Source organism: Amycolatopsis thailandensis, assembly GCF_002234405.1.
Lineage (GTDB): Bacteria > Actinomycetota > Actinomycetes > Mycobacteriales > Pseudonocardiaceae > Amycolatopsis > Amycolatopsis thailandensis.
Genome location: NZ_NMQT01000131.1, coordinates 17,087 through 30,178 on the forward strand (window position 1 = coordinate 17,087; position 13,092 = coordinate 30,178).

Sequence of the window (13,092 nt, forward strand, 5' to 3'; positions counted from 1 at the left end):
TATTCAGCGGGGATCGGTACGAGGCGTCAGGGGTGCATGGGCATGCCTGAGGGGACGCCGACCTATGAACCGGGGATCCGCTGGAACGACGCGCTCGGCATCCTCGCCCGCCCCACCGGGGGCTCGTACGGGACGCCTGTCGCGGAAGGCGCGGGGTTCAAGTACGACGAGGCGACCCTTCACGAACTGGTGAAGGAGTGGTCAGCCCTGGCTGTCGAATACAAGAACGACCTGATCGACGCTGATTACGTCGCCAAAGCCAAGCCGCCCGGACAGGAATTTGCCAGCGAGAACAACGCAGGCGTCACCCAACAGTCAGGTGAAGCACTTACCGATGCTCTCAATCAGCGCATCGCCTACTGCCAGAATATGGCCCAGAAGTACCTGACCGCCCTTGGCAAGTACGCCACTGCGGAAGATCATGCCAGGACTGTCATCAACCAACAGCCGAAGGGCCTCGCCTGATGCGACGCATCATTCTTGTGCTCAGCGCAGCCACACTCGCCCTCTGTGCTTGCTCACCTTCAACCAACGGAACACCTCAACCTTCAAGCGGCGGTGCAAACCCGAACCCCTCGAGCACTGCTGGTCAGGTCACTACCACTGACGTCCCCAAGGTCAGCACTCCTATCGACCTGACGCAGGTAAAACAGACGCCTTGCAACGCACTCACCGAAAAGCAGGCTGCAGAAATCCTCGGTCCGACCGTGGAAGCCAAACCGCGAGATGGCGCAGCGGGGCCTGCTTGCACTTGGTCCGTCCCTTCCACTACTCGCCCACTCGTGAGCGTGGTCTTCGGTAGGTCTCCTGACGGAGGCACAGGAAGTGTCTACCAGGCCAAAGGTGTGACTTACGAGCTCGTCGAACCACTCGCACCGGTTGATGGATACCCGCTGACCGCTTACGGCAGGAAAGACGAGCGTTCGACGGGAAAGTGCGCCGTCGCGCTTGGAACAAGCGACACCGAAACCGTCGGCATCGCACTAGAACAGTCTGAGACCAACATCGGCAAGAAGGATCCTTGCGACGTCGCGCGCGAAGCCGCGATCAGGGTCCTGGCCACCATCCGAGGGGGCAACTGATGGTCGCCGAAGGACCGCTCACCGCCGCCCAGATCTACGAACAGGTCACCGGCGGCGACGGCACCGACTCGCTGTCCGACGCTCAGCAGGGTGCCTACAACCTCGCCAAACGTCACCAAGAGCGAATGATGCGGCTCACGGCGCTCGCCAACAAGACGGCGGCCGGTTGGCAAGGTGGCTCCAGCGACGCCGCCGTAGCCGCGACGAAGCCGCTGGTCGAGGCAGCAATGGACGATGCGATGCACCTGTCCGTCGCCCAGAACGCCATCACCGCGCAGATGGACGCGTTCGGGTCGGCCAAGAACTCCGTCAAGCCGGTGCCGCCGCAGCAGCCCGAGCCCACCGCCCAGGACGCGATCGACCTGATGGAGGGCAAGCCTGTCGGCTACTTCGACAAGCTCAAGAGTTACCAGGACGACAGCCAGCACAACATCGACACCTTCGCGACCTACCACTCGGCCAGCACCTCCAACGGGGACGAACTGCCCGCCCAGTACGCGCAGCTCACCGACCCCGGCGGCAGCGTCACCTTGGACGACGGCGGTTCCGGGAAGCCGGCGGCGAAGGGGTTCGGCGACGGCTCCGACGGCAGGCGCGATCCCGGAATCGGCGAGCCTTACCGGGGCACGGGCGGGCCGAGTGGCCCGAACGGGCCGGGCACCGGCACACCGGGCCAGGGTGGTCCCGGCGAAAGCAGCGGTCCGCAGCCCGGCCAAGGTCCGCAGCCTGGTCAAGGCCCCCAGCCGGGTCAGCACCTGCCGGGTCAGCAGCCGGGATCGCACCAGCAGCCCGATGACGGCACACGCGCGAATTCGTACACGCCACCTCAGACCACACCGGTCGTGCCGCCGGCGGCGAACCTCGACTTCGGGCCCAACGGCAGGCCGCCCACCAGCTACAACCCGCCCGGCACCTTCCCGCCCGGCTACGGCCCGTTCGGTCCGGGGACCGGAGGACCGATCACCGGCGGGCCAGGAACCGGGCCAGGCGGACCGGGAACGGGCGGCAAAGCACCGGCCGTGTCCGGAGGCGGCTTCCGAGGCGGAGTCCCGGGTGGCACGACGGGACAGCCCGGCATGGGCGGCCGCAGCGGCGCCGGGATGCCGGGTGAAGGCGTTGGCGGACGGGGAACAGCGGGAGCGGCCGGGACGGCCGGTCGTGGCGGCGCGAACGGGATGCCGATGGCGCCCGGCGCGGGTCGCGGGAAGGGCGAGGAGGACAAGGAGAAGAGGGCTCCGGCGTACCTCCAGAACCCGGATCCGGACGAGACCTTCGGCGGCTACACCGAAAAGCCGATGCCGCCGGTGATCGGCGAGAAGAAGAGCTAGCACCACAGTCCCAGGGGAGGGAGACACGTGGTGCTCGCGCGCCCGGTCGAGATCACGCTCGACACTTTGTTGACCGCGTTCCGTCACGCCGGTTGCGGAGATCCGCATCTGATCTTCGCGGGCGGGCTGCGCTACGTCCCGCCGTCGTCGCGCAACGGCGAAGACCGGGCCGCGTTCGAGGAGCTCGGCGGGCTCGGGTTCACCGAGGGCAAGCGGCTGACCAGCGATTTCGAAGACGTCTTGCACGTACTCGACCGGCCGGACACCGAGTACTACGCGACGGTGCGGACGGAGGCGGAGCAGTACAGCGTGCTCGTCGCCGTGCGCGGGCGCGCGGCGGTGACCGCGATCTGCGAGGGGAGCCGAGTGTGGCTGAAAGGGGTGCGGACGGCCGATCGCGCGGCGGCGCTCGTGATGAACCTGCCTGAGTATCCGCCCGCACGGTTCGCGCCGTTTTCCTTGCCACAGGACGATTTCAAACTCGCCGCGGGGAACGAGCTCTACGACGAACCCGAGTCACGGAGCAGGGAAGCGCGGCGGCTGGACGAGGTCTTCGAGCAGCCCTATTTCGGCGTCGGGTTCTTCGCCGCGGCCAAGCGCTCTGACGGAGGCAAACGCACCGAGGCCGTCGACGGCCTGACGTATCTGGACCTCGACGCCGGCCGCGTCGCCATGCACGTGACCGGTTCGCCCCGGAACCGGTACATCACCGTCCTGCCCGGCGAACCCGTGCTCCTGTCGCAAAAAGTCGCCGCGCTGCGAGCGAGCCTCGATCACTGATTCGATCAGGCGCACCGACCGCGCGGGATCAAGGGCCGCCGCGTCCACAGTGGACTGAAGATACGGTTCGACGTCGGCCGGGCGGTGCAGGAACAGCCCGGAACGCCGATGTTCCAGGTACACCACCGGCGGCGCACTGCCGAACTCCAGCAAGACGTAGGCGCCACCGGGATACGCTCCGGCCGTGAAGGGGATGACCCGCAGTTCGACGTCGGGTCGTTCGGCCATCGAGACGAGATGTCGAAGCTGGTTCGCCATCACCCGCGGCCCGCCGACCTGACGATGCAGTGCCCCTTCATCTATGTAGGCGGCGAATCCAGACCAGGCAAGAGCACGGCTCCGAATTCGACGATTGTCATCGTCTCCTTTTTCTTACCGTGCAGGGGTTTTTCTCTGCAGATCCACGTCGCCGAACCACCAGGGCCCGCTGTCGCGAGACAGTGAAAGCAGCGCGTCCCACCGCTCGCCGACACGCTGCGGTCTCGATCCGGCTGATCGTCGGCTGCGACCACGCCAGCTTGCCGGCGGCCTCGGTCGTGGCCAGTCCAGCCGTCCTTCGCGGTTTCGGCATCACCGACAACCTGCCCGATGCGCCCTGGCAAGTCATTCCCCGACGTGGGCGACTTCGCGGATGGCGGCCGAGATGGACCGGAAGTCCTTCTTCAGCAGCGCGCCGTGGTTGCTTTCGACCTTGGCACTCACCTTGATGTTCGCGTTGCGAGCGGTCACCAGGTCGAGGCCGGCGCGGATCTGTTCCTGTTCGTCGCCGCGACTGCCCAAGGAGGTTCCCGAGGCGACGACGTAGCGCGTCTGGACGGTGATGCCGTCGAGCACCGGGCCCAGCTCGGATTCCCGGGAGAGCTTGCCGAGTTCGATGTTGCTCTCCGCCTGCTGCGCGGCGGACATGCGCGGCGTCAGGCCGGTCGGACGCAGCAGCGGCATGACCAGGTTCAGGCGCTTGAACAGCTTGCGGATCCGCACCTCCATGGCGTCGTCGAGCCAGTCGTGCGGGAACGCGCCGTCGACCATGACGGCGCCCAGGGTCCGCTCCGGGTTGCGGGCGGCCCAGTGCGCGGCGACGACCGCGCCGTAGGACCAGCCGACCACGACAGCCCGCTCCACTCCCCTGGCCGCGAGGACGGCGTCGACGTCGCGGACAGCGGCTTCGAAGGAGTAGTCGGCCGAACGCCCGGACTTGCCGCGCGCCCGCTCGTCGAAGGTGATGTGGCGGAATTCCGTCCCCAGGTCGGCGAGGATCCGCTTCCAATAGCCCTGGGTCGCGAACTGGCCGTTGAGGTAGACGACGGGGATGCCGGGGCCGCCGGTGTCGGTCACGGCCAGCTGGGTGTCTTCGACCGGGAGCATCCCGGTCCAGGAGGAGGAAGTCATGAGGGAACTATCGAGGTCCGGCCTGACACCACCCTGACGTCGCTCTGACACGAAAAAGCCCCCTCACGACAGCGAGGGGGCCTTTCGCGCGCAAAGAGCTACTTGAGGGCGAAACCGCCGGAGCCCGCCCAGTCGAGGGCGAACGCCGGGATCAGGCCCAGCACCAGCGTGACGATGACGCCGAGCGTGATCGCCGTCGTGGTGAACGCCCCGGGCACGGTGACGGTCGGGCCGTCGGGCGCCGGCTCGGAGAAGTACATCAGCACGATGACCCGCAGGTAGAAGAACGCGGCGACGGCGCTGAAGATCAACGCGACGACGACCAGCGGCGCCATCCCGTCGGACAGGGCCGCCGAGAACACCACGAACTTGCCGACGAAACCACTGGTCAGCGGGATACCGGCCAGCGCGAGCAGCAGGAACGTGAACACCCCCGCCAGCACCGGGGACCGCTTCGCCAGCCCGGCCCACGCGGACAGGTGCGTCGCCTCGCCGTTCGAGTCCCGCACCAGCGAGACGACACCGAACGCGGCGAGCGTGGTGAAGCCGTAGGCCAGCAGGTAGAACAGCGTGCTCGAAAGGCCTTCTTCGGTCATCGTGATCGCACCGATGAGCAGGAATCCGGCGTGCGCGATGGACGAGTAGGCGATCATGCGCTTCACGTCGGTCTGCGTCAGGCCCAGCACCGCGCCGATCAGCATCGAGAGGATCGCGACGCCCCAGAGCACGCCGCGCCATTCCCAGCTGGTCGACTCGAACGCCACCGAGAACACCCGCAGGATCCCGCCGAACGCGGCGACCTTGGTGCAGGCGCCCATGAACGCGGTGACCGGGGTCGGCGCGCCCTGGTACACGTCGGGGGTCCAGGTGTGGAACGGGCCGACCGAACCCTTGAACAGCAGGCCGACCGCGAGCAGGCCGAGCCCGGCGAACAGCAGGGTGTCCGACCGGTCCGAACCGGCGGCGGCGTTGGCGATGTCCGACAGCTTCACGGAGTTCGCGTAGCCGTAAAGCAGCGCGAGACCGTAGAGGAAGAACGCCGAGGAGAACGCGCCGAGCAGGAAGTACTTGACCGCGGATTCCTGCGAGAGCAGGCGGCGCCGCCGGGCGAGACCGCACATCAGGTACAGCGGAAGGCTCAGCACTTCGAGCGCGATGAACATGGTCAGCAGGTCGTTGGCCGCGACGAACGCCATCATGCCGCCGAGTGCGAACAGCGTCAGCGGGAAGACCTCGGTCTGCATGCCGGTGGTGCCGACCTGCGCGCGGTCCTGAATGGTGCCCGGGCGGATACCGGCCTGCGCGACGAACGCGCCGCCCGGCTCGACCGAGCGGTCCGCGATCAGCAGCAGCGCGCCCAGCGCCAGCGCCAGCAGGGTGCCCCAGAGGAACAGCGACGGCCGGTCGACGGCGATCGAGCCGCTGAAGGTGGTGACACCGCCCTTCGGCGCCGACGAACTGGCGTACCAGACCAGGAAGACCCCCGCCGCCCCGATCCCGACCAGGGACAGGAAGACCTGCGACGGCCACCGCATGTGCTTGGGCAGGAAGGCTTCGAACAGCACGCTGACACACGCGGCCCCGAGGATGATCAGGATCGGCGTGACGGCGAAGTAGTCGATCGACGGCACCTGAACCGGTGGCGCCTGAGTCAAGAAGAGCACTGTTACTTGCCTCCCTGCAAGGACGACATCGTCGCCTGCACCGACGGGGTGATCGTGTCGAGCACCGGCTTCGGATAGAACCCGAGCGCGATGATCAGCACGACCATCGGCGCCAGGATCGCGATCTCCTTGCCGCCGAGGTCCTTGATGGTCTTCTTGGCCCCGAGTTCCGGAGCGATGGCCGTGCCGGGGCCGCCACCGGCGCCGAGCAGGGCGTCACCGCGGACGGGGCCCTGCATGACGCGCTGGTAGAGCCAGAGCACGTACGCCGCGGCCAGCACCATGCCGACCGTCGCGATGATCGTGTACACCGGATAGTCCACAAAGGACCCCAGCAGCACCAGGAACTCACTGATGAAGGAGTTCGTGCCGGGCAGGGACAACGTGGACAGACCGGCGATGAGCAGCATCCCGCCGAGCAGCGGGGTCACCTTCGCCATGCCGCCGTAGTCGGAGATCCGCGTGGACCCGCCGCGCATCACGATCAGGCCGACGACCACGATCAGCATGCCGGTGGCGAGGCTGTGGTTCAGCATGTACGACACCGAGCCGACCATCGCCTGCTCGTTGAAGCTGAAGATGCCGAGCGCGATGAACCCGAAGTGGGCGATCGACACGTAGGCGATGAACCGCTTCATGTCGCGCTGCCCGGCCGCGAGGATCGAGCCGTAGAGGACACCCGCGACGGCGAGCACCAGCACCCACGGTGCGAGTTCCTTGCTGGCCTCGGGGAACATCGGGAGGCAGTAGCGCAGGAACCCGAACGTGCCGACCTTGTCCAGCACGCCGACCAGCAGCACCGCGACGCCGATGGGCGCCTGGCCCGCGGCGTCCGGCAGCCAGGTGTGGAACGGCACCAAAGGGGCCTTGATCGCGAAGGCGAGGAAGAACCCGAGGAACAGCCAGATCTGAGTGCCGGTCGGAGCGTCGCGGACGACGGTGACCAGCGTGGCCCAGTCGAACGTGCCCTTGCCGAGCTTGTCCGACGCCAGCGAGTACGCGCCGATCGCCGAGGCCAGCATGATCAGGCCGCCGAGGAACGAGTACAGGAAGAACTTGACCGCCGCGTACTGCCGGTTCGCGCCGCCGTAGCCGCCGATCAGGAAGTACATCGGGATCAGCATGATCTCGAACAGCACGTAGAACAGGAAGACGTCGGTCGCGGCGAACACCGCGATGGTCAGCGCCTCCTGCACCAGGATCAGCGAGAGGAACCCGCCCGCCGAGCGCCCGGCCGGGAGCTTGTCGGTCAGGCCCAGCGCGCCGACCACGATCGGCACCAGCAGGCCGATGACCGCGATCATCACCAGCGCGATGCCGTCGATGCCGAACGAGATGTGGATGCCGAAGTTCGGGATCCAGTCCATCGACGTCTTCTGCTGGATCCGGTCCCCGGCGGGCGCGTAGCTCGCCCACATCGGGATCACCAGCAGGAACGTCAGGATCGACACCACGAGCGCGGTGAGCGTCGCCAGGCGGTCGTTTTTCTTCATCCCGGCGACGACCGCCGCACCGAGCAGCGGCAGCAGGATGGATGCGAGAACCCAGGTCATCAGGAGAACCTCACCAGCAGGAGTGCCGCCAGAAGCAGGAATGTGCCGCCCAGCATGGACAGTGCGTACGAGCGGACGAAGCCGGTCTGCAGGCGGCGCAGGCGCCCGGATCCGCCGCCGAGCCCGGCGGCGAGCCCGTTGACGGCGCCGTCGACGCCGCGGTTGTCCACGTAGACCAGCGCGCGGGCGAGCCAGGTGCCCGGGCGGGCGACCAGCGTCTCGTTCAGGGTGTTGCCGTAGAGGTCGTTGCGCGCGGCCTTGACCACGGCGGAGACCCGCTCGGGGCGTTCCACCGGAACGTCCTTGCGGCCGACGAAGAGCCACGCCGCCACCGCGCCGAGCACGGACAGCGCCACGGTGAGGAACGGGACCAGCGCGTGCGGGATGACACTGTGGCCACCCTCTTCGAGCGGACCGACCACCGGCGAAAGCCATTCGGCGAACCGGTCGCCGAGGGCGAAGAACGCGCCGGCGCCGATCGAGCCGACGGCCAGGATGATCATCGGCCACTTCATCACCGCGGGGCTTTCGTGCGGGTGGAAGTCTCGGCCGTCGCTGGACTTGATCTCCTTCCAGCGTTCCTTGCCGAAGAAAGTCATCACCATCAGGCGCGTCATGTAGAACGCGGTGAGCCCGGCGCCGAGCAGTGCCGCGCCGCCCATCACCCAGCCGCGCCAGCCGCCCTGGCTCAGCGCCGCTTCGATGATCGCGTCCTTGGTGAAGAAGCCCGAAAGCGGCGGGATGCCGATCAGCGCCAGGTAGCCGAGCGCGAACGTCCAGAAGGTGACCGGCAGGTGCTTGCGCAGCCCGCCGAACTTCCGCATGTCGACCTCGTCGTTCATGGCGTGCATGACCGAACCGGCCCCGAGGAACAGCCCGGCCTTGAAGAAACCGTGCGCCACCAGGTGCATGATGCCGAGCGCGTAGGCGATCGGACCGAGGCCGACGGCGAGCATCATGTAACCGATCTGGCTGACCGTGGAGTACGCCAGGACCTTCTTGATGTCGTCGTACGCGCAACCGATGATGCACCCGATCAGCAGCGTGACCGTGCCGACGAGGGTGACGATCAGGCGGCCGTCCGGGGTGGCGTTGAAGATCTCGTGCGCGCGGGCGACCAGGTAGACGCCCGCGGTGACCATCGTCGCGGCGTGGATGAGGGCCGAGACCGGGGTCGGGCCCTCCATCGCGTCCGGAAGCCAGGCCTGCAGCGGGAACTGACCGGACTTACCGCAGGCGCCCAGCAGCAGCAGGATCGCGATGGCGGTGATCGCGCCGGTCGGGATCTTGTCGATCGCGCCGAAGACCTCGGCGTAACCGGTGCTCCCGACGTACTTGAACATCAGGAAGATCGCCAGCGCGAGCCCGACGTCACCGACGCGGTTCATCAGGAACGCCTTCTTCGCCGCGGTGGCCGCGGACGGGCGGTCCTGGTACCAGCCGATGAGCAGGTACGAGGCGAGACCCACGCCCTCCCAGCCGAGGTACAGCGTCACGAAGCTGTTGCCCAGCACCAGGATCAGCATCGAGGCGACGAACAGGTTGAGGTAGGCGAAGAACCTCGACCGGTCGCGATCCTCGGCCATGTAGCCGATCGAGTAGAAGTGGATCAGCATGCCGACGCCGGTGATCAGCAGCACGAACGTCAGCGAAAGCGCGTCGATCCGGAGCCCGAAGTCGACCTGCAACGCCGAAACCGGGATCCACGAGAACAGCTTGACGTCCGCGGTGGCCTTCGTGTCGGCGGTGAAGAAGAGGATCAGGCCGTACACAAAGGACAGTGAGACGGTCGCACTGCCGAGGAGGTGTCCCCAGCCCCGGGCTCGTTTACCGGCCAGCAGAAGGATGAGGGCGCCGAGGGCAGGGAAGGCCACCAGCAGCCACGATGATGCGGTCAACTCCGTGCTCCCTTAGTACTTCAGCAGGTTGGTGTCGTCGACCGAGGCCGAGCGCCGGGTGCGGAAGATCGCCATGATGATCGCGAGCCCCACCACGACCTCCGCGGCGGCGACGACCATCACGAAGAACGCCATCACCTGACCGTCGAGCGACCCGTTTATCCGGGCGAACGTGACCAGGGACAGGTTCGCCGCGTTCAGCATCAGCTCGATGCACATGAACACGACGATCGCGTTGCGGCGCACCAGCACCCCGACCGCGCCGATGGCGAACAGCAGCGCGGACAGGAGCAGGTAGTACGTCGGGGTCATTCCTTCTCCCCTTCAGACTTGCCGACCAGAGCGTGGGCGTCGGGGCCTTCTTCGGACCCGGCGACCTGCTTCCGCTCGTTTTCCAGCTGCGAGGCCGAAGTCGACTCGATGATCTCCGAGAGCGACTCCGGGGCGATCGAACCGTCCGGCAGCAGCGCGGGGGTGGCGACCGAGTTGGCCGTCGCGAAGACACCCGGGCCGGGCAGCGGCGAAGGCCGGTCGTGCTTGCCGGTGAACCGGTCGACGACGAGTTCCTTCTGCGACTTCTTGCCGCCCTTGGCGTGCCTGTCCGTGAACGCGAGCACCATCGCGCCGAGCGCGGCGGTGATCAGCAGCGCCGAGGTGAGCTCGAACGGGAACAGGTACTTGGTGAAGATCAGCCGTCCCAGCCCGCCGGGGCCGCCGCCGTCGAGGTTCGCCGGGTCGCGCGGCAGCGCCGGGGTGACGTTGGCCAGCGCGCGGGCGAGACCCGCGGCGAGCAGGCCGCCGACGCCGATGCCGAGCAGGGTCGCCATGACCCGCTGCCCGCGCAGCACTTCGACGACCGAGTCCGAGCTCTCCCGGCCGACGAGCATCAGCACGAACAGGAACAGCATCATGATCGCGCCGGTGTAGACGATGATCTGTGTGAAGCCGAGGAACGGCGCCTGCTGGATCATGTACAGCGCGCCGAGGCACAGCATCGTGAGGACCAGCCACAGCGCCGAGTGCACGGCGTTGCGGGAGAAGATCATGCCGAGCCCGCCGAGCAGCGCGAGCGGGCCGAGCACCCAGAACGCGATGGTCTCGCCGGTGGTGATCCCGGCGGAGACGTCCGGCGCCTGGGCGAGGAGAGCCGTGATCACTTGACGGCCTCCGCTTCGGTGGCCCCGGTGGGCTTACGGGCCAACTCGGGGCCGTTCACGTAGTAGTCCTGCTCGTTCTCGCCGAGCCGCATCGGGTGCGGCGGCTGCTCCATGCCGGGCAGCAGCGGCGCGAGGAGGTCTTCCTTGGTGTAGATCAACCGCTGCCGGTCGTCGTCGGCCAGCTCGTAGAAGTTGATCATCGTCAGGGACCGGGTCGGGCAGGCCTCGACGCACAACCCGCAGCCGATGCAGCGCAGGTAGTTGATCTGGTAGTCGGCGCCGTACCGCTCACCGGGCGAGAAACGTGCCTCTTCGGTGTTGTCGCCGCCTTCGACGAAGATCGCGTCCGCCGGGCAGGCCCACGCGCACAGCTCGCAGCCGACGCATTTCTCCAGCCCGTCCGGATGCCGGTTGAGCTGGTGCCTGCCGTGGTAGCGCGGGGCCGCGGGGGCGCCCGCCTCCGGGTACTCCTCGGTGGCGACCTTCTTGAACATCATGCCGAAGGTGACACCGAAACCCTTGATGGGATCAAGAATCCCCATCGCCGGCCTCCCTTCCACTGGAAACCGCCGCGGGCTTGCGCTTGGCAGCCCGGGCTTCGGCCTTCACGAGGGCCTTCTGACGCGGAGTGTGCTCCGGGACCTGGAGGTCGAGCGGCGGCACGGGGAACCCGCCGCCGGTCACCGGGACGTAGTCCTCTTCCGGGACCTTCTTGTCCGGCAGCAACATGCTGAGCAGGACGACGACGAGGATGAGCGCGCCGCCGCCGATGAGGATCTGCGGCGTGGACAGCCCGCCCGAGTTCTTGATCGCGCGGACCGTGACGATCACGACGATCCAGACCAGGTTGACCGGCACCAGGACCTTCCAGCCCAGGCGCATGAACTGGTCGTACCGCAGCCGCGGCAGCGTGCCGCGCAGCCAGATGAAGCCGAACAGCAGGATGAACAGCTTCGCGGTGAACCAGATCAGCGGGAGCCAGCCCTGGTTGAGCGCGTGGTCGGCGCCGACGAACGGGAACTTCCAGCCACCGAGGAACAACGTGGTCGCGAACGCCGAAACGATCACCATGTTGACGTACTCGGCGAGGAAGAACATCGCGAACTTCATCGAGCTGTACTCGGTGTGGAAACCGCCGACCAGCTCGGATTCGGCCTCGGGGAGGTCGAACGGGGCCCGGTTGGTCTCGCCGACCATGGAGATCAGGTAGATCACGAAGCTCGGCAGGAGCAGGTAGAAGTACCAGCCGCTCTGCTGCGACTCGACGATCTGCGAGGTCGACATCGAACCGGCGTAGAGGATGACGCCGACGATGGACAGGCCCATCGCGATCTCGTAGGAGATCACCTGAGCCGCGCTTCGCAGGCCACCGAGCAGCGGGTACGGCGAACCGGAGGACCAGCCGGCCAGAACGAGGCCGTACACGCCGATCGAGGAGCAGGCCAGGATCACCAGCACACCGACCGGCAGGTCGACCAGCTGGAGCACGGTCGGCTCGCCGAAGATCGTCACGACCGGGCCGAACGGGATCGCCGCCAGCGCGATCAGCGCCGGCACCGCGGAGATCACCGGGGCGAGGAAGTACACCTTGCGGTCGGCGGTGTCCGGGATGATCTGTTCCTTGAACGGCAGCTTGATCGCGTCCGCGAGGGACTGCAGGTAGCCGCCGGGGCCGACCCGGTTCGGGCCGGGACGGTTCTGCATCCGGCCGACCGCTTTACGTTCCCAGACGATCAGGAAGATCGTCAGGATCGGGCCGATCAGCAGGATGACGACCGTCTTGATCAGGACCAGCCACAACGGGTCGTCCGCCAGCAGCGCCGCCCGCTCGGCGGCGTCCGGCATCTGGGTGAGCAACGGAGTCACTTCTCACCTCCGGTGAGGTTGACGGCCGAACCGTGACCCGCGCCGAGGGAAGCGCGGACGGCCGAACCGTCGGAATTGCCCGGGAGCCACACGACGCCGTCCGGCAGGTCCGCGACCTCGATCGGCAGCGTGATGGAACCGCGTTCGGTGGAGACCTTCACGGTGGCGCCCAAGCCTTCGGCGGTCTTCGCCGAGAGCTTCGCGACGACTTCGCGCTGGGTGCCCTTGAGGTGCGGCTCGTCGTCCTGCAGCGAACCGTTGTCGATCAGCTGCCGCCAGGTGGCGAGGAGGACCTTGCCGTCCGTGGGCTCCGGGCGTGCAATGAAAGCGTCCTTCATAGCAAAATCTGCAATGAAAGCGTCCTTCATCTCACGC

General features: G+C 67.3%; 12 protein-coding genes and 2 pseudogenes. 4 read left to right on the top strand and 10 right to left on the bottom strand.

The features are described from left to right. The first annotated feature begins 42 nt into the window (after window positions 1-42). The 4 genes from CFP71_RS34135 to CFP71_RS34150 are packed head-to-tail and all read left to right on the top strand — an operon-like array spanning window position 43 to window position 3,190. Window positions 43-465, top strand: coding sequence for a hypothetical protein (locus CFP71_RS34135; RefSeq protein ID WP_244199948.1), 423 nt, complete (start codon window positions 43-45; stop codon window positions 463-465). After that, window positions 465-1,082 carry a DUF3558 domain-containing protein gene (locus CFP71_RS34140; protein WP_093938071.1) on the top strand — a complete coding sequence of 206 codons (618 nt, stop codon included), beginning with the start codon at window positions 465-467 and terminating at the stop codon, window positions 1,080-1,082. Before CFP71_RS34135 ends, CFP71_RS34140 begins: the two co-directional genes overlap by 1 nt. Next, entirely contained in the window at window positions 1,082-2,410 is a 1,329-nt protein-coding gene (locus CFP71_RS34145) for a PPE domain-containing protein (RefSeq protein ID WP_093938072.1), read from the top strand. The genes CFP71_RS34140 and CFP71_RS34145 overlap by 1 nt, the downstream gene beginning before the upstream one ends. 27 nt (window positions 2,411-2,437) lie before the next feature. Continuing rightward, entirely contained in the window at window positions 2,438-3,190 is a 753-nt protein-coding gene (locus tag CFP71_RS34150; RefSeq protein WP_093938073.1) for an ESX secretion-associated protein EspG, read from the top strand. A 60-nt stretch (window positions 3,191-3,250) separates the two neighbouring features. On the opposite strand, the pseudogene CFP71_RS45170 reads toward CFP71_RS34150, so the two are convergent. The 10 genes and pseudogenes from CFP71_RS45170 to CFP71_RS34200 all read right to left on the bottom strand — a co-directional run. Then, a pseudogene (locus CFP71_RS45170) lies at window positions 3,251-3,448 on the bottom strand (Scr1 family TA system antitoxin-like transcriptional regulator); the annotation flags it as partial. 345 nt (window positions 3,449-3,793) lie between these two features. Next, complete coding sequence (locus tag CFP71_RS34160; protein ID WP_093938074.1) at window positions 3,794-4,579, bottom strand: alpha/beta fold hydrolase; 786 nt, start codon at window positions 4,577-4,579, stop codon at window positions 3,794-3,796. Window positions 4,580-4,677: 98 nt separating this feature from the next. Then, window positions 4,678-6,243, bottom strand: a complete 1,566-nt coding sequence (gene nuoN, locus CFP71_RS34165; RefSeq protein ID WP_093938075.1) for an NADH-quinone oxidoreductase subunit NuoN — start codon at window positions 6,241-6,243, stop codon at window positions 4,678-4,680. Between the two features lie 2 nt (window positions 6,244-6,245). Beyond that, entirely contained in the window at window positions 6,246-7,796 is a 1,551-nt protein-coding gene (locus CFP71_RS34170; protein WP_093938076.1) for an NADH-quinone oxidoreductase subunit M, read from the bottom strand. After that, window positions 7,796-9,694, bottom strand: a complete 1,899-nt coding sequence (gene nuoL / locus CFP71_RS34175) for an NADH-quinone oxidoreductase subunit L (protein ID WP_093938077.1) — start codon at window positions 9,692-9,694, stop codon at window positions 7,796-7,798. Before nuoL ends, CFP71_RS34170 begins: the two co-directional genes overlap by 1 nt. Before the next feature lie 12 nt (window positions 9,695-9,706). Next, window positions 9,707-10,006: an NADH-quinone oxidoreductase subunit NuoK gene (nuoK, locus tag CFP71_RS34180; RefSeq protein WP_005151882.1), complete on the bottom strand. Its 300-nt coding sequence runs from the start codon at window positions 10,004-10,006 to the stop codon at window positions 9,707-9,709. Next, window positions 10,003-10,851 carry an NADH-quinone oxidoreductase subunit J gene (locus tag CFP71_RS34185; protein ID WP_093938078.1) on the bottom strand — a complete coding sequence of 283 codons (849 nt, stop codon included), beginning with the start codon at window positions 10,849-10,851 and terminating at the stop codon, window positions 10,003-10,005. Before CFP71_RS34185 ends, nuoK begins: the two co-directional genes overlap by 4 nt. Continuing rightward, window positions 10,848-11,393 carry an NADH-quinone oxidoreductase subunit NuoI gene (gene nuoI / locus CFP71_RS34190; RefSeq protein ID WP_093938079.1) on the bottom strand — a complete coding sequence of 182 codons (546 nt, stop codon included), beginning with the start codon at window positions 11,391-11,393 and terminating at the stop codon, window positions 10,848-10,850. Before nuoI ends, CFP71_RS34185 begins: the two co-directional genes overlap by 4 nt. Continuing rightward, window positions 11,380-12,717, bottom strand: a complete 1,338-nt coding sequence (gene nuoH / locus CFP71_RS34195; RefSeq protein ID WP_093938080.1) for an NADH-quinone oxidoreductase subunit NuoH — start codon at window positions 12,715-12,717, stop codon at window positions 11,380-11,382. The genes nuoI and nuoH overlap by 14 nt, the downstream gene beginning before the upstream one ends. After that, window positions 12,714-13,092: pseudogene (locus CFP71_RS34200) on the bottom strand (NADH-quinone oxidoreductase subunit G); the annotation flags it as partial. The gene nuoH and the pseudogene CFP71_RS34200, both read right to left, overlap by 4 nt.